20 protein-coding genes are annotated in these 18,236 nt (G+C 61.8%); 6 read left to right on the plus strand and 14 right to left on the minus strand.

The features are described 5' to 3' along the window. Positions 1–63: 63 nt before the first annotated feature. The 13 genes from M727_RS0105605 to M727_RS35930 all read right to left on the minus strand — a co-directional run bounded on the left by M727_RS0105605 (position 64) and on the right by M727_RS35930 (position 11,993). Positions 64–348: a copper-binding protein gene (locus M727_RS0105605; protein WP_027151840.1), complete on the minus strand. Its 285-nt coding sequence runs from the start codon at positions 346–348 to the stop codon at positions 64–66. Positions 349–373: 25 nt separating this feature from the next. Then, on the minus strand, positions 374–862 hold the full coding sequence (locus M727_RS0105610) for a cupredoxin family protein (protein ID WP_027151841.1): 489 nt from the start codon (positions 860–862) through the stop codon (positions 374–376). A gap of 43 nt (positions 863–905) precedes the next feature. After that, positions 906–2,267 (minus strand): copper oxidase, encoded by a 1,362-nt coding sequence (locus M727_RS0105615; RefSeq protein WP_027151842.1) that lies wholly within the window; start codon positions 2,265–2,267, stop codon positions 906–908. 17 nt (positions 2,268–2,284) lie between these two features. Further along, on the minus strand, positions 2,285–3,742 hold the full coding sequence (locus M727_RS0105620) for a TolC family protein (RefSeq protein ID WP_027151843.1): 1,458 nt from the start codon (positions 3,740–3,742) through the stop codon (positions 2,285–2,287). After that, positions 3,739–3,972 carry a hypothetical protein gene (locus M727_RS0105625; protein WP_027151844.1) on the minus strand — a complete coding sequence of 78 codons (234 nt, stop codon included), beginning with the start codon at positions 3,970–3,972 and terminating at the stop codon, positions 3,739–3,741. The genes M727_RS0105620 and M727_RS0105625 overlap by 4 nt, the downstream gene beginning before the upstream one ends. An 83-nt stretch (positions 3,973–4,055) precedes the next feature. Continuing rightward, positions 4,056–4,418 (minus strand): hypothetical protein, encoded by a 363-nt coding sequence (locus tag M727_RS0105630; RefSeq protein WP_036261579.1) that lies wholly within the window; start codon positions 4,416–4,418, stop codon positions 4,056–4,058. Between the two features lie 165 nt (positions 4,419–4,583). Then, positions 4,584–5,021, minus strand: coding sequence for a YqaA family protein (locus tag M727_RS0105635; protein ID WP_027151846.1), 438 nt, complete (start codon positions 5,019–5,021; stop codon positions 4,584–4,586). A gap of 26 nt (positions 5,022–5,047) precedes the next feature. Then, complete coding sequence (locus tag M727_RS0105640) at positions 5,048–7,051, minus strand: DUF4396 domain-containing protein (RefSeq protein WP_027151847.1); 2,004 nt, start codon at positions 7,049–7,051, stop codon at positions 5,048–5,050. A gap of 66 nt (positions 7,052–7,117) precedes the next feature. After that, positions 7,118–7,678 carry a cytochrome c gene (locus M727_RS0105645; RefSeq protein WP_027151848.1) on the minus strand — a complete coding sequence of 187 codons (561 nt, stop codon included), beginning with the start codon at positions 7,676–7,678 and terminating at the stop codon, positions 7,118–7,120. Continuing rightward, positions 7,675–8,073, minus strand: coding sequence for a Cu(I)-responsive transcriptional regulator (gene cueR, locus M727_RS0105650; RefSeq protein ID WP_027151849.1), 399 nt, complete (start codon positions 8,071–8,073; stop codon positions 7,675–7,677). The genes M727_RS0105645 and cueR overlap by 4 nt, the downstream gene beginning before the upstream one ends. Positions 8,074–8,082: 9 nt before the next feature. After that, entirely contained in the window at positions 8,083–10,599 is a 2,517-nt protein-coding gene (locus M727_RS0105655; RefSeq protein ID WP_027151850.1) for a heavy metal translocating P-type ATPase, read from the minus strand. A gap of 229 nt (positions 10,600–10,828) precedes the next feature. Further along, entirely contained in the window at positions 10,829–11,152 is a 324-nt protein-coding gene (locus tag M727_RS42300) for an FAD-dependent monooxygenase (RefSeq protein WP_245268474.1), read from the minus strand. A gap of 82 nt (positions 11,153–11,234) precedes the next feature. Beyond that, the gene (locus M727_RS35930; RefSeq protein WP_036261582.1) at positions 11,235–11,993 is read right to left on the minus strand and encodes a hypothetical protein; all 759 of its coding nucleotides are present in this window, start codon (positions 11,991–11,993) and stop codon (positions 11,235–11,237) included. Between the two features lie 208 nt (positions 11,994–12,201). On the opposite strand from M727_RS35930, the gene M727_RS0105680 reads away from it, so the two are divergent. Beyond that, complete coding sequence (locus M727_RS0105680) at positions 12,202–12,864, plus strand: hypothetical protein (RefSeq protein WP_245268475.1); 663 nt, start codon at positions 12,202–12,204, stop codon at positions 12,862–12,864. A gap of 32 nt (positions 12,865–12,896) precedes the next feature. On the opposite strand, the gene M727_RS41380 is transcribed toward M727_RS0105680, so the two are convergent. After that, positions 12,897–13,097 (minus strand): hypothetical protein, encoded by a 201-nt coding sequence (locus M727_RS41380; RefSeq protein WP_027151855.1) that lies wholly within the window; start codon positions 13,095–13,097, stop codon positions 12,897–12,899. Positions 13,098–13,310: 213 nt separating this feature from the next. Here M727_RS41380 and M727_RS35935 point away from each other — a divergent pair, with 213 nt between their 5' ends. From M727_RS35935 to M727_RS0105710, 5 genes are all read left to right on the plus strand, one after another. Continuing rightward, positions 13,311–14,030 (plus strand): FCD domain-containing protein, encoded by a 720-nt coding sequence (locus tag M727_RS35935; protein WP_036261585.1) that lies wholly within the window; start codon positions 13,311–13,313, stop codon positions 14,028–14,030. Between the two features lie 105 nt (positions 14,031–14,135). After that, positions 14,136–15,110 (plus strand): sialic acid TRAP transporter substrate-binding protein SiaP, encoded by a 975-nt coding sequence (locus M727_RS0105695; protein ID WP_027151856.1) that lies wholly within the window; start codon positions 14,136–14,138, stop codon positions 15,108–15,110. A 79-nt stretch (positions 15,111–15,189) separates the two neighbouring features. Further along, positions 15,190–15,762, plus strand: a complete 573-nt coding sequence (locus M727_RS0105700; protein ID WP_023798555.1) for a TRAP transporter small permease — start codon at positions 15,190–15,192, stop codon at positions 15,760–15,762. Positions 15,763–15,765: 3 nt separating this feature from the next. Then, positions 15,766–17,172, plus strand: a complete 1,407-nt coding sequence (locus M727_RS0105705) for a TRAP transporter large permease (protein ID WP_027151857.1) — start codon at positions 15,766–15,768, stop codon at positions 17,170–17,172. Further along, complete coding sequence (locus M727_RS0105710; protein ID WP_027151858.1) at positions 17,169–18,218, plus strand: L-idonate 5-dehydrogenase; 1,050 nt, start codon at positions 17,169–17,171, stop codon at positions 18,216–18,218. The genes M727_RS0105705 and M727_RS0105710 overlap by 4 nt, the downstream gene beginning before the upstream one ends. Positions 18,219–18,236: the final 18 nt, after the last annotated feature.

The raw sequence follows: 18,236 nt of genomic DNA on the forward strand, positions 1-18,236 counted from the left end.
CGTAGCGGCCACTCGCGAGGGCGGGCCGACGTTTTCCGACGGCCCGCTATCCACGCACCTTGCCTATTTGATTTCCGTGACCGTGATGCGCCCGTTCACGCGATCAGCCGTGAACTCGATCGCTTGACCCGCCTTGACCTTCTCTAGCATGCCGTCCTCCGCGACGACGAACACCATCGTCATTGCGGGCATATCGAGATTCGCCAACGGCTCATGTTTGATCGTTAGCTTCTTCTGCTTGGTGTCGACTTTGACGACCTCACCTTTCACGTATTCCTGTGCGAGTGCGCTCCCGCCGATGGCGAGCGCGAGCGCCAGGGCTGAGACTGTCTTTGCCAATAGCTTCATGGTTGTCTCCTTTCTGATTTGGAGTTCAGTGGGCGACCGTGATGTCACCCTTCATGCCGGCGTCGTAGTGACCCGGGATAAGGCAGGCGAAGGTGAAGTCGCCGGCCTTGGCGAAAGTCCAGATGATCTCTCCTTTGGCGCCCGGCGCTAGACGGATGGCATTGGGATCGGAGTGTTCCATTTCGGGGAACTTCTCCATGAGAACCTTGTGCTCCATGACCCCTTCGGTCGTGTCCATCACGAATTCGTGGTCGGTTTCTCCCTTGTTCGTGAATTTCAGGCGGACAGTCTCTCCTTCCTTGACCTTCAGGACGGCAGGCTCAAAAACCATGCTGCCGTCCTCCTTCTCCGACATGGCGATGTTTACGACGCGCTTCGCCTGGGCAGCCTTGCCCGGCTTGCCTATGGCTATGGTGCCGGCCTCCTCACCGTGGCCGCCGGCATGATTGCCGGTGGCGAATGCAATTCCGGAACTGACCGCCATCAAAACGGCCGCTGCTAATATGCGTTTCATGCTGTACATTCTCTCTTTTGTTGAGGTTGAGGGTTTCGGTTTCTCATCTCTGTTTTCCGTGGCCGCCGTGCTCTGTTTGCGGAGCCATCGTTTTTGCGTCGCCTGATTTCACGGGGGCCGGTACATCCCCGGTCCATTCATAGGCGACGGTTCCTTCCGGGTGCTGGTACCAGCCGGGATCGGCGTAATCGTTCGCGGACAGGCCTTCGCGCACCTTCACGACCGAGAACATGCCGCCCATTTCGATGGCGCCGAACTGACCCCAGCCGGTCATCATCGGGATGGTGTTGTCGGGAAGCGGCATCTCCATCTCGCCCATGTCGGCCATGCCGCGGTCACCCATCGCCATGTATTCGGGCTGGACGCGGCGGATTTTGTCGGTCACCTTCGAGTTGTCGACGCCGATGAATGTGGGCACGTCGTGGCCCATGGCGTTCATCGTATGATGCGACTTGTGGCAATGAATCGCCCAGTCGCCTTCGTATTTGGCCTCGAACTCGTACGCCCGCATGGCGCCGACGGGGATGTCGATCGATACCTCGGGCCACCGCGCCTCCGGGCGGACCCAGCCGCCGTCGGTGCAGGTCACCTCGAAGTCGTAGCCATGCATGTGGATCGGATGGTTAGTCATCGTCAGATTGCCCACCCGCACTCTGACCCGGTCGTTCTTCGCCACTGGAAGGTGGCTGATCCCCGGAAAGACGCGACTGTTCCAGGCCCAGAGGTTGAAGTCCGTCATCTCCATGATGCGCGGGACGTACGACCCCGGTTCGATGTCGAAAGCGTTCAGCAGGAACACGAAATCGCGGTCCACTCGCATGAATTTCGGGTCCTTCGGGTGAATGACGAAGAATCCCATCATGCCCATGGCCATCTGGACCATTTCGTCGGCGTGCGGGTGGTACATGAAGGTCCCGCTCTTCACGAGGTCGAACTCGTAGACGAAGGTCTTGCCGGGCGGAATTCCGGGCTGGGTAAGGCCGGTCACGCCATCCATGCCGTTTGGCAGGATCATGCCGTGCCAGTGGATGGTGGTGTGCTCGGGAAGCTTGTTGGTCACGAAGATGCGGACACGGTCGCCTTCCACTGCCTCGATCGTCGGACCGGGGGACTGACCGTTGTAGCCCCACAGATACGCAGTCGAGCCGGGCGCCAGCTCCCGCTCGACCGGCTCGGCGACAAGGTGAAATTCCTTCACGCCGTTGTTCATGCGATGCGGAAGGGTCCAACCATTGAGCGTCACCACCGGCTGGTAGTCGGGCCCGCTCGTCGGGAAGATCGGCGGCTGCATATCCGGCGATTCCATGACGGCGGCATCCGGCAAGCCCATCGCCGAGGTTTTGGTCCATGCCGTGGCCCCGGCGAGCAGGGCTCCAGCGCCCAGCAACTGACGTCTTGAAAGCATTTCTCGTCTCCTTGAGTTCAGTGGCCTTCGGCGCCCGCTTCGGCTGCGGCCGGTGCCTCGCCGCCTTCGGGCGAACTCCCGCCACCACCATGAATGGCGGTTCCGAGATTGACGTCGGCCAGCCAGAAATTGCGCTTGGCGTTTAGGGACAGCATGATCGCGCTGATTTTCGCGCGGGTGTCCGCGAGAAGCTCGAACGTGTTGGTGATCATGCCGTTGTAGGTCAGAACCGACTCCGCCTCGATCTTTGTTCGCAGCGGCACAACATTGTTCCGATAGTGCCGGGCAATGTCGTAGGTCGAGCGGTAGGAGTCATAGGCGGATCTCGCCTCGGATCGGATGTTGACCGCCTTTTCCGCCATCCGGTTTGCCGCTTGCATATAGGCAAGCTCGGCCTTGCGCATGCGCGCCTTGCCGGTGTCGAAAATCGGGATGACGAATTCGACTTCCAGGATGGGCGCAGTGCTCGTCTCGGTTCCGCCTTCTTCCGCCTCCTCGCGTTCCACTTCCACACCGGTAAGAAGCTCAAGGTCGGTGACGTAGCGCGTCGCCTCGGTCAGACCGTAGGATTTCGCCAGCGCCTCCAGCTCAAGTTTCGCGATCTCAAGGTCGACGCGATTTCTTAGCGCCTCCGCCTCTATTGCGCGTTTGGCCTTGGCGCCTTTCGGTAAGGCTGGAAGCATGTTGGGGACTGAGTAATCGACGTCCGGTCCCCATAGACCCATCAGCCGGGTGAGCTCTTCCTTGGCAGTCCGGGCCGCGAGCCGCGCCTCCGCCGCCTGGCCGACGATCTCGGCGTAGAAGACATGTTCGCGGGCCTGGCCGGTCTTTGTGAAAGCGCCTGTCTCCCCAAGTTTCTGAGCGAGTTCCGAAGCAGCGTCCGCGGCGGCCTGCGCCTGATTCAAATAGGAAACGCTTTCCCAGGCCGATACAGCGTTGATCCAGGCCCGCCGCGTATCGGCTGCCAGCCGGAGCGTTTCTTCGGCGGCGCGGAGCTGGGCCTGACGGAAGCGCGCATCCGCGACTGCGACGCGCCGTTCACGGGTCGCCAGCGCGAAGATGTTGCTGACCACCGCGCCTTCAATCGTCCGCACCGGATCGACGCCGATCATGCCGACCGAGATCGTCGGGTTGACGAGCATCGCTTCCTGCCAGACATCTGCAGCCGACAGGCCGATCTCGGCATAGGCGGCCTGAAGGCCCTTGTTGTTGAGCAGGGCAACCTGGACCGCAACGTCTGGACCGATCGTCTTCTTCTGGACCAGATTCTTCACACGCTCGGAGACTGCACGCGCCTCCTCGCTGGACTGCAGCCACGCCGTTTTCTTGCCGGTTACGGATTCGGCACGCGCCGCGACCGTCGTGAAGCCGGCCATGGGATCGGAAATACCGTCAAGCGCGGCGGTGGTGGTGCATCCCGCCGTAATCAGGGGCATGGCTGCGACCGTAGCCATAGTCAGGAACCGGCGCCTCATGATCCGGCTCCCGGATTTGCAGGAGCGCGCTCTTCATTGAGACGCCGCCAGTTTTGCGGATCGACCGGTTCCCGGTGATGATAGTCGACAATGACCGGGTGGTAGTGCGCATCACGGATGCCCATCACCGGATCGGCTGGATTGAAAGCCGGAAGGACCTCCGGCGGCGTGGTTGTCGCGCATCCGGCAACGAACAGCGATGCGAGTATCGCGATGCTTGCGATTTTCATTATAGACCTGAAGCTTGACGAATGCGTTTGGCCGCGCCGGAACGGATTCCGGACGCTGCGGGCGAACGCCCCAGAGAGGCGCGTCAACTCAGGCGTCTGGGAGGTCGTATATGGGCGGTATACTCTCCGCCTGCCGAGGCTTCGGTAACGACGGCCGCAAAGCAGCGAGAAACAACACGCGGCAGCTCGGGACAATCGACCGGCACGGCATGCGCCGGCGCGCAATGGACTTCGCAGCTTTTCTCGCTGGAATTCTTGGTGCCGTGATCGTGCTCTGACATGTCCACGTCTTCGGCTGCAACGCCGTGGTCGTGACCATCCATCTCGTGGGAGTGGACTTCGGCAGGGAGATTCATCCCCGCGTCGCTGTGAAAACCCGTGGCATTGGCTGTGGCAAACAAACCGGGCTGAAGAGCCGACATGAGCAAGAATACGACCGCCAGCATTGCTCGGAGCGGTATGTTTCCCAAGATCGAGATTCGACCAACATTCGTCATCGTGCCCTTGGGACAATTGTTCGTCTGATTTGTCAAGTTCGCGTGCGTAAGGTTTGTTGCAACGCAACCAAAAGTGAACGCTACTGCCTGCTGCGACGCGTCTGCATTTCGATTTCACTTCAGACTCAGCACCGTTCCGGCGACAACCAGATAACGCGAAACCTTCGCCAGGGCGACGATCGCGACGAAGCTCCATAGCGGCTCGCGCAAAGCCCCAGCGACCACGGTCAGTGGGTCACCGACGATCGGCATCCAGCTTAACAAGAGCGACCATCTTCCATAGCGGTGATACCAGTTCGTGGCGCGGTTGAGCGTCGCGGGACGCAGCGGAAACCAGGGCCTGTCCCGGAAGCGTTCGATCCCTCGACCAAGACCCCAGTTCACCACAGAACCCAGGACGTTGCCCAGGCTGGCGACAAGAACCAGCATTGCGGGCGAGAAGGAATCCATGGCGAGGAGCCCTGCAAGGGCGGCCTCCGACTGCGCCGGGAGGATGGTCGCCGCAGCGAAGGCAATAGCAAACAGGCCGCCGTAGATGGCAAGGATATCCATCTACGTTTCGCCTTGCGGAGCGGGCTTCAGGGTTGCACATCGATTACGACCATCAGTCCGCCACCGCCCTTCTCTTCGACATTGTTGTTGGTCGTATGATGCCCGATATGGCAATGGATCAGCCATTTTCCGGGCCGACGTGCCTGCCAGACGACATCGTAGCGTTGCCCTGGTCCGACGTTGACTGTGTCGGCAAGGAATCGTGCCGACTCCGGGATAGTCTCGCCGTCGCGGGCGACAACTTCGAATGGACCGCCGTGGATGTGCATCGGGTGGATAAACCCATTATTGGTGCCGATGAAGCGCACTTTCAGAGTTTCGCCGACCTTCATCCTGATCGTGTCCGTCGAAGGATAGGCGCGGCCGTTGATGGTGAAATAATTCGGCTGCCCGCCGTCCATCGGCATCGACGGAAAAGTCAGGCCCTCCCGCATCAGCCATTCCTGAAGCTGGATAACATAGTCGTGGTCTGCCGCAATCTCGTCCTGGGGATTGGCGGGATCAATGATGAGTGCGCCGTAGAGTCCGAGCGCCTGCTGGCGATCGACATGGTCATGCGAGTGATAGAAGTAGGTTCCCGATTGGCCTGCCGTAAATTCGTATCGGTAGCTGCCGCCGGGCGGGATCGGCTCCTGCGTGATCTCGGCCGGGCCGTCCATTTCGTTCGGCAGGATCAACCCGTGCCAATGGATGGTCGTACTCTCCGGCAGGCGATTCGTCACATTGATGCGCACCCGGTCGCCTTGCCGGATATGCAGCCGCGGGCCGGGAACCTGCCCGTTGATCGCATAGGCGTCGACTTTCACGTCCGCCAGGATCGCCCAGCGGATGACCGAGGTTTCCAGGTCGAACACCTTTACCCCGTTCTCCATCCTGGCTTCCAGTTCCCGGTCGCCGCGAACTTCCAAGCCATGGCTGGCCGTGATCAGGCGAGGATGCACGGCGGCCATGTCCAGCATCGCTGCAGCCGGCGTGTCGCGGTCCATGATCATGCCGGGCGGCATAATGGCGCCGCCTACGTCGCGGGCGCTGAGGGCGAGGTTCACCCAATTGGCTGGAGCGATCATGCCGAGCGCCAGCGCGAGTACGGACACGCCGCCGAAGGCCGCGAGTTGCGGCACAGTTGCATCCGGTTCCATACCGTCGTGACCGCCATGAGAACCACGCGACCCTCCTCCCCCATCGCCGTGGGAGGAGCCATGGCCGGATCCATGATGGCCAGGCCCGGGATTGCCGCCTGGGTTGGCATGTCTGGGCTTGGCATGTTCATCGAGGCGCGCGTAAGCGTGGTGCCCCACCATCCCGGCTTTCGCGCCGCTATGTGCGTGCTCGCGCCTGCCTTCCCTTGCCTTGTCGAACTCCGGTTCGCGTTCGGTCATCAGCCCGTGCTTCAGTCCACGGGCCACCATCCATACGTTGGCGGGATATGCGGTGACGAATCCAACGATCACGCCGAACGACATCACGCCCCAGAACAGGAGCTCGGTCGGTTCCATGGCCCGCATGTCGCTGCCCATCATCAGGAAGCTCATGATCGGCGCCATGCCCGCCATCATGAAATTCATGCTGATGAATTCCGGCATGAAGCTCTTGCGGACATTCTCCCAGTAGGTGCCGCCCATCATCGATTTCATGAACAGCGACTGGAAGATGAACAGGCCGAATGCGAAACCGGCAACGTACTCGACAACAAGATCGATCCACATCGGCAGCCCGAGAGCGGCGGTGATTGCCGCAGCAAGGATGATGCCGGTGGCGTCTCCGGCGACGCAGTGGATCGTCGAGCCGACGCCTTGCTTCCAGAGCGGTTTGGTGAACGCCTCATGTTCGCCTGGCCGAGGCTCCTTGTCGGCCAGCACGTAGATCAGCAGCCCCAGCGGCCCCATATAAAGCGTGACCAGGATGAAACCCCATTTCATCACCACGGGTTCGGGGTTGTTGCGGAACTGGTCCCACGCAACATAGGCCGTGCTCAGGCCCGCCAGAACGAACCAGACTGCGAGGAAGTAGTCGACGGGCTGTACGAACATTGCAGGATTCCTGTCGATTGTCGTCAATGTCACCTAGTCCGGCATCGGGTGAAGTCGATGCCTTGCCTACTGCCGTTTCTCCCTGAACTTGGCGTGGCAGTTCGTGCAGTTCTGCAGCATCAGATGGAATACGTGTTCGGCTGGGATCTTCGAAGGATCGGAATCGGCCGCGCCGCCAGCCCGTTTTCCGAGCAGGCTGCTGCCCATTGCCATTCCGGGTTTCATCCTCATGGCTTCCGTAATGCCTTCGGGCGCATCGTCAGCCGCATCTGACAGCGCCGCAGCCAGGCTTTCGAGATGGCGAGCGAGCGCGGCGAATTCTTCTTGGGACTGACCGATATCCGCCTTAGCGGCCGAGGGCTCACCAAGCGAGTCCGCTGGAAATGCGTCTACCATGGCACTTCCGGACCGGCGGCGAATGGTTTCGGTTGCCGCCTTGAAGGCTGCGGCATCGTAGGCCACCTTGCCGGCAAAAATTTCGGAGATGGTCTTGGCGGCGCTCGCCATCGCCTTCATCGACGCTTGGCGCTCGGCGACGACTGGGGCGACGGCTGTCTTCGGGAGCGCCGTCCCGGCGGCGATCCCGGCGATGACAAGGACTGCTGCAATGATGGGGACGCGCCTCACTGAACCGTGCCGTGTCCAGCAAGCCCGTCGATGATCGGGCAATCAGGTCGGTCATCGCCGTTGCAATGGTCGGCCAGATGCCGAAGCATGTCCCGCAGCCCGGCGAGTTCCGCAAGTTTCCGGTCGATTTCGGCGAGCTTGGCTTCCGCTATGGCCTTCACATCCGCGCTTTCGCGCTCCTTGTCGCCGTAGAGCGAAAGGAGCTGGCGGCATTCCTCGACCGAGAAGCCTAGGCTGCGTGATCGCTGCAGGAAGCGCAGGCGATGCACGTCGGCCATCGAATAGTCCCTGTACCCGTTGTCGGCGCGATCAGGCCTGAGAAGACCGATGTCTTCGTAGTATCGGATGGTCTTTGGCGGCAGGCCGGACTGTTCTGCAGCAGTTCCTATGTTCATGGTCTGACCTCAAAGCTTCAAGGAACGAAGTCGCAGCGCGTTTCCGATCACGGAAACTGACGAAAGGCTCATTGCCGCTGCCGCGATCATCGGTGACAGCAGCGTGCCGAAGATCGGGTAGAGGATGCCCGCCGCTACCGGCACGCCGAGTGCGTTGTAGACGAAGGCGAAGAACAGGTTCTGCTTGATGTTACGGATCGTCGCCTGCGACAGCCGCCGCGCCCGGACGATGCCGTTGAGGTCGCCCTTGACCAGCGTGATGCCGGCGCTCTCGACCGCCACGTCGGCGCCGGTTCCCATGGCGATGCCGACATCGGCCGCCGCCAGCGCCGGTGCGTCGTTGACGCCGTCGCCGGCCATCGCGACGCCCGCGCCCTTCGCATGCAGTTCGTCGATCAGCGTCTTCTTGCTTTCCGGCAGCATGTCGGCCCTGACTTCGTCGATGCCGAGCTTCGCCGCCACCGCTTTCGCTGTGCGCTCGTTGTCGCCCGTCGCCATGATGATCCTGAGTCCGCTGTCATGCAGGGCGCGGATCGCTTCCACCGTCGTCGCCTTGATCGGATCGGCCACGGCGACGAAACCGGCAAGCCTGCCGTCGGCCGCGACGAACATCACCGTCTTGCCGTCGGAACGCAGCGCGTCGGCACGCTCCTTCGCCACCTCCAGGCCGATGCCCAGATCGTCCATCAGCGCCTGATTGCCGAGCGAAACGGCGCGGCCCTTGACCGTTCCCGTGACGCCCTTGCCCGTGACGGCCTCGAAATCCGCTGCGTCTTCGACGGTCGCGCCGCGCTCCCGCGCGCCATCGACGATCGCCTCGGCAAGCGGGTGCTCCGAACCCTTCTCGAGGCTGGCGGCAAGGCCGAGAAGTTCGGCCTCGTCAAAGCCATCGAACCCGACGACGTCGGTCAACTTGGGCTTGCCCTCGGTCAGCGTGCCGGTCTTGTCGACGATCAGCGTGTCGACCTTGGAGAAGCGCTCCAGCGCTTCGGCCTCCTTGATCAGCACGCCAGCTTGCGCGCCGCGTCCCGTGGCGGTCATAATCGACATTGGCGTCGCCAACCCAAGCGCGCAGGGACAGGCGATGATCAGCACCGAGACGGCCGAAACGATGGCGAAGACCATGCTCGGCTGAGGCCCATAGATGGCCCAGACGATGAAGGCGACGATGGCGACCAGAACGACAGTAGGCACGAAGTAATAGGAGACGCGGTCGGCAAGTCCCTGGATTGGCGCTCTGCTGCGCTGCGCCTTGGCAACCATTTCGACGATGCGCGACAGCATCGTATCGGCGCCGACCTTTTCGGCGCGCATGACCAGCGTTCCGTTCTTGTTGAGCGTGCCGCCGGTCACAAAGTCGCCTTGCGTCTTCTCGACGGGGACAGGTTCGCCGCTCAGCATCGATTCGTCGACCGAGGAGCGGCCTTCGAGCACCGTGCCGTCGACCGGCACACTGTCGCCGGGCCGCACGCGGAGCCGCTCGCCGGCCTGCACTTCCTCGAGCGGCACATCCGTCTCAGAACCGTCCGCCCCGATCCGCCGTGCCGTCTTCGGCGCCAGGTCGAGCAGTGCGCGGATGGCGGAGCCAGTGCGCTCCCTTGCCTTCAGTTCCAGCACCTGGCCGAGAAAGACCAGCGCGACGATTACTGCGGCTGCCTCGAAATAGACCGGAACCGTGCCACCGTGGCCGCGAAACTGGTGCGGGAAGATATCCGGGAACAACGTCGCCACGACGCTGTAGACATAGGCGGTGCCGACGCCGATCGAGATCAGCGTCCACATGTTCGGACTGCGGTTGACGATCGACTCCCAGCCGCGATGGAAGAAGGGGATCGCCGCCCAGAGCACCACCGGGGTCGCCAGCGCCAACTCAATCCAGGCTGCCGGATGTTCGCCGAGCCAGTCGCGGAACGGCAGGCCCAGCATCGGTCCCATGGTGATCAGAAGCAGCGGGATCGACAGGACGGCACTTACCCAAAAGCGGCGGGTGAAGTCGACGAGTTCCGGATTGGGACCTTCGTCGCCGGTCGGCACGCCCATCGGCTCCAGCGCCATGCCGCAGATCGGGCAGGAGCTGGGCTTGTCGCGGACAATCTCGGGATGCATCGGGCAAGTATATTGCGTGCCCTTCGGCATCGGCTCCGGCGCTGGCTGGCCGCTCAGATATTTCTGAGGATCGGCCTCGAACTTGGCTTTGCACCCGGCGGAGCAGAAGTAAAAACCCTTGCCCTCATGCCGCACGAAATGCTTCGCCGTGGCGCGCTCAACTTTCATCCCGCAAACCGGATCGGTCGCATTCAGAAAGGCTTCTGGCTCCTTCTGGAACTTGGTCCGGCAGCCTTCCGAACAGAAATGATAGCTGTGGCCGCCCAAGGTCGCTGACGGCTTTCCCGCCGCTGGATCGACTGTCATGCCGCACACTGGATCGCGAGTGACGACGATTGAGGCAGCGGCCGGCGCGTGCGAGGAACAGCACGAGCCATGCGATACGTCGGTGTGGGTGGCGTCATCGTGACGGTCGGTCATGGAGCACTCCTAAATGGGCAACTCCCCTACCACCTACAGTTTCCAGTTACTGGAAGGTCAAGTGGCTTTCTGCAAAATGATCGCTTACCTTCCGCCGCGATATGGCCAGCGCGTCCCCCTGGGGGTTGCCGCATGATGGGATAGGCGCGCCGTCACTCGCCGCCAGGGCCTTGGCCATTATGCCGCCGACAAGAAAATTGGACGATTGGTGTGCGTTTAATCGCCGGCGCTAGGCGGCGGCCCTGACAGGCTCGAAATCTATATCGAGAACCGCCTCGAGCTGCCGGTCCATGAGATACTCCGGTATGCTCTTTACCAGCAAGTTGCGTAGCGGGACGACAAGCGGGTTCTGCCATTGCGCAACTTTGGCATAGAGGCGTGATTCAGCCGCGAACCTATGTGCCCTGTCGAGACGGCGTTTGTCATACTCGCGGATGGCCCGGTCGGCCGGAAGCCGCCCGAACAACGCTGCAAGAACGGCCGCGTCTTCCATGGCAAGTCCGGCGCCTTGTCCCAGATCGGGCGTCACGGCATGCGCGGCGTCGCCAAGCAAAACCGCTCTTCCGCGCGTGAACGAGGGCATTGGATCGAGATCGAGAATGTCCGTCCAGATTAGCGAGTCCGCCGGGGTCCGATCAAGGACCTCCGGGACTGGCTCTGAAATCCGGAAAACATCGCCTGAACTTCTGCAAGATCGGCCTGAGCCAGCTTGGGGTCGTCCCGGTGATTGGCACCACAGCAAGCAAACCAGTAGACCCTTTCGCCGGGGATCGCGGCCAGGCCGATGCGTTTTCCGGCCCCCCAGCTTTCGGTAAGACGCGCGGGATCCATTCCTTGCGGGAAACCGGGCGCGATGGCTCGCCAGCAAGCGTAGCGAGCGAAATGCTCACGAGATTGCGGAAACAGCGCTCTACGAACCGCGGAGTGAATGCCATCGCAAGCGAGCACCAGCTCGCTTTCCACAATCTCCCCATTCGCAAAGCGCAGGGCGATGTGTCGCCAACCTGCCGAGCATCCACACATTCCATGTCGGTGCGGATGATAGAACGCGGTAGTTCCGAAAGAAGGGCCTTGTGGAGATCGCCGCGATGCAGCACGCCCATACTGAGGTGACCATATTGCCGACTGAAGCGCTGAAAATCCGTGGATTGGAGAACTTGTCCCTTGTCGTCGAGAAGATCGAGCCTGTGTATTGGCTGCGCCTCGGCCACAACCGCTTCGTAGAGCCCGAGCGTACGGAGGGCACGAAGCGCATTGGCGCTGAGACTGAGACCCGCACCCAGAGGTTTCAGTTCGCTCGCCTGCTCGTAAATCTCGGTCTCCCATTCGAGGAGTCGCAGGCCCTTGGCAACTGTAAGTCCGGCGATGCCTGCACCAATGATGACTGCGCGCATATTCACGCTTCCTTTCGCCTTTGCCACGCGGCAAAACACTTTGCGAGACCAAAGTGTTCCCGAGGAAACAGGCGGCTAACGCCTTCTCCAATTTCACTCGAAGGGAGGTCTGCGGTGTGGCGTACCGACGCCCTGGAGCTCTGACGATCGCGTCCGAGATTCGCGAAACCGTGTTACAGGCGTTAAATAACTTCGCATGGACAGGGATATGAGCCAGACGCAGAGTTCCGTCGGCGCTTCGGCTACGGTGGCATTCATCGATCTTGCGGGCTTTAGCGCCATCGCGGACGTTTATGGAGATGCAGCGGCAATCGATGTGCTCGAGATTTTCGAGAGCATGGTCCGCGAGGCGCTTGCTGGCTACGAGCCTCCGATCAAGTGGATCGGGGATGAAGCGATGCTCTCGTTTCCGGAGCCGGAGTTAGCGATCCAGGCGCTTGGAACGCTGTTGCAGGCATGCCGGGAAGAACCGCGCCTTCCGCTCACCCGGTCGGCGCTGAACCATGGACCGGTCATCCGCAGGGCAGGTGATCTGTTTGGATCGACCGTCAACATAGCGGCACGTATTGCTGCGCTTGCGTCCCCCGGTCAATTGCTTGCGACTCAACCCGTTGCCGACGCCGCTGCCGCCAAAGGCATCTTGGTGCGGGATCTCGGAGAGGTGGCGCTGCGGTCGGTAGCTGATGAAATCCCTCTTTACGAGATCGAACTTGCCCCCTCGCCTGACCCGGCCTGGATCGATCCAGTGTGCAAGATGCATGCTCCGTATGCATCCTATCGACGGGCCGCCCCAGAAGGGCCATGGTTTTGTTCGCCGCGTTGTGAAGAGGCATATCGGAAGTCGCCGCAGGCCTATCCACTGGCTCGATGACACGGCTCCCCTAGCTGCCCTGGCGCCCCCTCTCAGTCTATACTCATTGCGCAGGTGAGATATGCTACGGTGCCGGAAGTCGCCGCAGCATGATCCGCTGTCACAAGTGGCACATTGGTGCCGATGAAGCGCACTTTCAGAGTTTCGCCGACTTTCATCCTTATCGTGTCCGTCGAAGGATAGGCGCGGCCGTTGATGGTGAAATAATTCGGCTGTCCGCCGGCGGAAACCACGCGACATTCCTTCCAGCTGCTGGAAGTTCAAGAGTTGCCGTCCAGCCATGGCCGATCCGTCGTTTCCAAGAAAGACACGGAGAATGGGTTCCATGGGCGTTCTCTGCTGCTTGACTCTCAGCCTTTTTCGCGGCAGGTTTCGATCATTAGGTCAGACCAATTTACCGATCCGGGATCAGCCAGATGATTCCGTTGAAGTGGAACTGGGTAACAATGCCGATCCAGGCCGTTGAACCGCGTCGACTTTACCGACAGATCGCCGATCAGCTCAGGCAGCTGATCGACGCGGGCGAGTTCGCAGTCGGCGATCGGCTGCCAACCGAGCGTGAGCTGGCCGATCAGCTTGGCATCTCCCGCCCGACCGTCCGCGAAGCGCTGATCGCGCTCGAGGTCGAGGGGCGCATACGCATTCGCGTCGGCTCGGGCATCTACGTCACCGAACCGCCGCGTGCCGAAATTTTGACGGCGGAAATGGATGAAGGCCCGTTCGAGCTGTTGCGGGCACGCGAGTTCATCGAAGGCGCGATCGCCGCCGAAGCCGCCCTCCATGCTCGGCCGATCGACGTCGAGCATATGGACGACGTGCTGCGCCGCATGGAGGACATACCTCGCCCGACCAAGACGACGATAGCGCTCGACCGCGAGTTCCATACGATGGTGGCGGGCATTCTCGGAAACGCCGTGCTGGTGCGCTGCATCGGCGAGCTCTTCGACCAGCGCATGAACCCATATTTCGAACGCCTGTCGAGCTATTTCGAGAACAGGGAGTCCTGGCGGGCCGCCGCGGAGGAGCATCGCGCGGTGCGCGACGCGATCGCGGCGCGTGAGCCCGAACGGGCCAAGGCCGCGATGCAGGAACATCTGCGTCAGTCGCAACTGAGATTCTCACGCAATTTCGGTGAGAAATCCGCGGCCAGGGAGGTCGCGGAATAGAGCAAACCGGTTTTGGGAAAAACCGATGCTTGAACTAAGAAGGTCTCGTTAGCCGACCGGGAGGATCCTGTCGGCACCGTCAATCCATTCACAGGGAGGAATATGATGTTGAGGAAATACGCCGTTCTGCTCGGCACGATCGCCGCAATCGCTCTGCCCATGGCTTCGGCCTCTGCACAAACCGCGCTGAAATGGGCCCACGTCTACGAAACGTCCGAACCCTTCCACACCGAGTCGGTGTGGGCGGCAGAAGAGATCAAGAAGCGCACCGACGGCCGCTATACGATCGATGTCTTCCCGGCTTCGCAACTCGGCAAGGAAGCCGACATCAACCAGGGGCTGACCCTCGGCACGGTCGACATCATCATCTCCGGATCGAGCTTCGCCGCCCGCGAATACCCGCCGATCGGCGTGACCTACTTCCCGTTCACTTTCCGCGACGCGGATCACCTGCTCGCTTACACCAAGAGCGACAAATACAAGGAGTTGACCGCCGGCTTCGAAGAGGCCTCCGGCCATCACATCACCGCGACCACCTACTACGGCACGCGTCACACGACCTCCAACCGGCCCATCGAGAAATGCGCCGACATGCAGGGCCTGAAGATCCGCGTGCCTGATGTGCCGGCCTATCTCGCCATGCCGCGCGCCTGCGGCGCCAACACCGCGCCGATCGCCTTCGCCGAGGTCTATCTCGCCTTGCAGCAGGGCACGGTGGAAGCGCAGGAAAACCCACTGACGACGATCGACGCCAAGAAGTTCTACGAAGTGCAAAAGCACATTATCCTGACCGGGCACATCGTCGATCATCTCAACACGATCGTGTCGCAATCGCGCTGGTCGCAATTGTCGGACGAGGACAAGGCGATCTTCACCGAGGTGATGCAGGAAGCCGCCGCGCGAGCGACAAAGATCATCGTCGATCGCGAGAAGGCCCTGGTTGAAACCTTCAAGGAGCGCGGTCTCACCGTCACCGAAGTCGATCGCGCCGATTTCGAAAAGAACGTGATGGAGAAGGTGACGTTCGACGAGTTCGGCTACCGCAAGGAGGATTGGGAGGCGATCCGCGCCGTCAAGTAACCCGCATCGATCCGGGCCCGGCGCGACAAGCGCGTCGGGTCTGTCGAGCCCGCTGTCCAACAGTGCCCGGAGCTTGCCGATGACCCAAGAGGTCCACACCCAGGTTACAGCAGAAGAACTGGCGCATGCCTTCGAGGAAGAAGCGCCGCCCATCGATCTGTCGCGATACGCGGTGGAGGACTGGGTCACGCTCGCCGTGTTCTGGGGCATGTCGTTCTGCGTGTTCCTGCAGTTCTTCACGCGCTACGTCATGAACAACAGTTTTGCCTGGACCGAGGAGATCGCCATCAACTGCCTCGTCGTCGTGGTCTTCCTGGGCTCGGTGATGTGCACGCGCACCACGCGCCACATCCACGTCGACGTGCTCTATCACTATCTCCCCGCTGGGGCGGGGCGCTACCTGGCGCTCGCGGTCAATGTGATTACCATTTGCTTCTTCGCCTACATGTCCTGGCTCCTCTGGCGCTATGTCGGGATCGTCCACCGCGAACGGATGGTCACCATCAACCTGCCGCGCAACGTCGTCTTCTACGCCGTCTTCGCCGGTTTCGTGCTGATGATGCTGCGCGCCATCCAGGTCTTCATCGGCAACATTCGCCGCGGCTACTCGGCGCTGGAGCGCCCCGCCGCGTTCGACGGATTGGGGGAATAGGCCATGCTGCTTCTGATCGGAGCCTTTCTCGTTCTGATGCTGGTCGGCGTGCCTGTGGCTGTGTCGATGGCGGTGTCGTCGCTGCTCTATCTCGTCTTCTATGGCGTGGCGCCCGACATCATCGCCGCGCAGCGCATGATCGCCGGTGTCGAGAGCTTTCCGCTGCTTGCCGTGCCGTTCTTCATCTTTGCCGGCAACCTCATGAACATCGCCGGTGTCACCGGGCGAATCTATTCCTTCGCGCTGGCGCTTGTCGGCTGGATGAAGGGCGGTCTCGCGCAGGTGAACATCATCGGATCGGTGGTCTTCGCCGGCATGTCGGGCGCAGCCCTTGCCGACGCCGCCGGCATCGGCACCATCGAGATCAAGGCCATGCGCGACCATGGTTATCCCGTGGAGGCGGCGGTCGGCGTCACCGCCGCCTCTTCGACGCTTGGCCCGATCTTCCCGCCGTCGCTGCCCTTCGTCATCTACGGCATGATGGCCAACGTCTCGATCGGCGCGCTGTTCATGGCCGGCATCCTGCCCGGCGTCGTCATGACGGTGCTGATGATGGTGACGGTCGCGATCTTCGCCCACCGCCGGGGGTGGGGTTCGGACACGCCGTTCAAACTGAACCGGCTCGCCGCCGCCTCGATCGAGGTGGCCGTCGTGTGCTGCTTTCCGCTGGCGGTTTATGTCCTTGTCCAGATGGGACTGTCGCTCAACATTGCCGTTGGCATCGTGCTCGTCATCCTGATCGCCTGCGACTGGTATTTCGACTTTTCCGCCGTCATGGCGTTGATGACACCGATCATCCTGATCGGCGGCATGACCATGGGCTGGTTCACGCCGACCGAAGCGGCCATGGCCGCCGTCATCTGGTCGTTGTTTCTCGGGCTCGTGCGCTATCGGACGATGACACTCGCAGCCTTGGCCAAGGCCAGTTTCGACACGATCGAGACGACGGCGTCGGTCCTCTTCATCGTCACAGCAGCATCGATCTTCGCCTGGTTGCTCACGGTCAGCCAGGCGGCGCAGCTGTTCTCGGTCTTCATCACATCGCTGACCGAAAACAAATGGGTGTTCCTGATCCTGGTCAACATCCTGATGCTGGTAGTCGGCTGTTTTCTCGATACGATCGCCGCCATCACGATCCTTGTGCCGATCCTCCTGCCGATCGTGGTCCTCTACGGCATTGACCCTGTGCATTTCGGTCTGATCATGACGCTTAATCTGATGATCGGTCTCCTCCATCCGCCGCTCGGCATGGTGCTGTTCGTCCTCTCGCGGGTCGCCAAGCTGTCGGTCGAGCGTACGACCATGGCAATTCTGCCCTGGCTCGTGCCATTGATCGCCGCGCTGATTCTGATCACCTTCGTCCCCGCCATCACGCTGTGGCTGCCGACGCAAATGGGACTGATTCGATGATCGACAGCGCAGTCGCAGCGACGCTGTTCGGCCCCGAGGATCTGCGCGTCGTCGAGCATCCGCTCGGCCGCCTCGCGCCGGGAATGGTGCGTGTGCGCTTCGGCGCCGGCGGCATCTGCGGTTCCGACCTGCACTATTTTCGCCATGCGCGGACCGGCGATTTTGTCGTCACATCTCCGCTCGTGCTCGGCCACGAGGTCGCCGGAGAGATCGTCGAAATCAACGCGGACGCGCCCGGGCTTGCCGTCGGTGATCGCGTGGCGGTCAACCCGTCGCGCTGGTGCGGACAATGCGCGCGATGCGCGGAGGGCCGCGCCAACCTCTGCGAGAACATCTATTTCATGGGCTCCGCGTCGAAAACGCCGCACATGCAAGGCGGTTTTGCCAGCCTGTTCGATGCCACGCCGGCGCAATGCGTCAAGGTTCCGCATGCTGTCGCCTACCGGGCGGCGGCACTGGCCGAGCCACTCGCCGTCAGCCTGCATGCAGTGGCACGGGCCGGCGACATCGCCGGCCGCAACGTCATCCTGATCGGCGCCGGCCCCATCGGGCTCCTGACCATGCTCGCCGCCAGGCTCAAGGGATGTGGCGAGCTCACCGTTGCCGACATCGCGGAGGCGCCGCTCGCCTTCGCCAGCAAACTTGGAGCAAACAGGACGATCAACCTGTTCGGCGGCGACGAAGAACTCAAGGCGCTTGCGTCGGACAAGGCGATCGATGTCGCGTTCGAAATCTCAGGCACCGCAGCCGGCCTCGCCGCGGCAATCGCCAGCGTCCGGCGCGGCGGCACGATCGTTCAGGTCGGCAATCTTCCGGGCGGTCAGATCCCGGTGGCTGCCAATGCGGTGATGGCCAAGGAAATCAATCTGAACGGCACGTTTCGTTTCGGGGCAGAATTCAACGAGGCGGTCGACCTCATCGTCAGCGGGAATATAGATGTCATGAAGCTGGTGACCGCCGAACGCCCACTCTCCTCGGCCCGCGATGCGTTTCGCCTGGCCGCCGACCGCTCGCAGAGCGTCAAGGTCGTGCTGACCGCCGACTGAGGAGTTTTTCCCGGGGCC

The organism is Mesorhizobium sp. WSM2561, assembly GCF_000513915.1.
In the GTDB taxonomy this organism is placed as follows: Bacteria; Pseudomonadota; Alphaproteobacteria; order Rhizobiales; family Rhizobiaceae; genus Mesorhizobium; species Mesorhizobium muleiense.

What these genes read in the sequence shown, in the direction of transcription:
- M727_RS0105625 (WP_027151844.1), bottom strand. Translation starts at nt 3,972, where the DNA reads ATGAAAATCGCAAGCATCGCGATACTCGCATCGCTGTTCGTTGCCGGA.
- M727_RS0105710 (WP_027151858.1), top strand. Translation starts at nt 17,169, where the DNA reads ATGATCGACAGCGCAGTCGCAGCGACGCTGTTCGGCCCCGAGGATCTG.
- M727_RS0105630 (WP_036261579.1), bottom strand. Translation starts at nt 4,418, where the DNA reads ATGCTGGCGGTCGTATTCTTGCTCATGTCGGCTCTTCAGCCCGGTTTG.
- M727_RS0105640 (WP_027151847.1), bottom strand. Translation starts at nt 7,051, where the DNA reads ATGTTCGTACAGCCCGTCGACTACTTCCTCGCAGTCTGGTTCGTTCTG.
- M727_RS0105680 (WP_245268475.1), top strand. Translation starts at nt 12,202, where the DNA reads ATGAGCCAGACGCAGAGTTCCGTCGGCGCTTCGGCTACGGTGGCATTC.
- M727_RS0105695 (WP_027151856.1), top strand. Translation starts at nt 14,136, where the DNA reads ATGTTGAGGAAATACGCCGTTCTGCTCGGCACGATCGCCGCAATCGCT.
- M727_RS0105700 (WP_023798555.1), top strand. Translation starts at nt 15,190, where the DNA reads ATGACCCAAGAGGTCCACACCCAGGTTACAGCAGAAGAACTGGCGCAT.
- M727_RS0105605 (WP_027151840.1), bottom strand. Translation starts at nt 348, where the DNA reads ATGAAGCTATTGGCAAAGACAGTCTCAGCCCTGGCGCTCGCGCTCGCC.
- M727_RS0105610 (WP_027151841.1), bottom strand. Translation starts at nt 862, where the DNA reads ATGAAACGCATATTAGCAGCGGCCGTTTTGATGGCGGTCAGTTCCGGA.
- M727_RS0105655 (WP_027151850.1), bottom strand. Translation starts at nt 10,599, where the DNA reads ATGACCGACCGTCACGATGACGCCACCCACACCGACGTATCGCATGGC.
- cueR (WP_027151849.1), bottom strand. Translation starts at nt 8,073, where the DNA reads ATGAACATAGGAACTGCTGCAGAACAGTCCGGCCTGCCGCCAAAGACC.
- M727_RS0105635 (WP_027151846.1), bottom strand. Translation starts at nt 5,021, where the DNA reads ATGGATATCCTTGCCATCTACGGCGGCCTGTTTGCTATTGCCTTCGCT.
- M727_RS0105615 (WP_027151842.1), bottom strand. Translation starts at nt 2,267, where the DNA reads ATGCTTTCAAGACGTCAGTTGCTGGGCGCTGGAGCCCTGCTCGCCGGG.
- M727_RS0105705 (WP_027151857.1), top strand. Translation starts at nt 15,766, where the DNA reads ATGCTGCTTCTGATCGGAGCCTTTCTCGTTCTGATGCTGGTCGGCGTG.
- M727_RS35935 (WP_036261585.1), top strand. Translation starts at nt 13,311, where the DNA reads ATGCCGATCCAGGCCGTTGAACCGCGTCGACTTTACCGACAGATCGCC.
- M727_RS0105620 (WP_027151843.1), bottom strand. Translation starts at nt 3,742, where the DNA reads ATGAGGCGCCGGTTCCTGACTATGGCTACGGTCGCAGCCATGCCCCTG.
- M727_RS35930 (WP_036261582.1), bottom strand. Translation starts at nt 11,993, where the DNA reads ATGCGCGCAGTCATCATTGGTGCAGGCATCGCCGGACTTACAGTTGCC.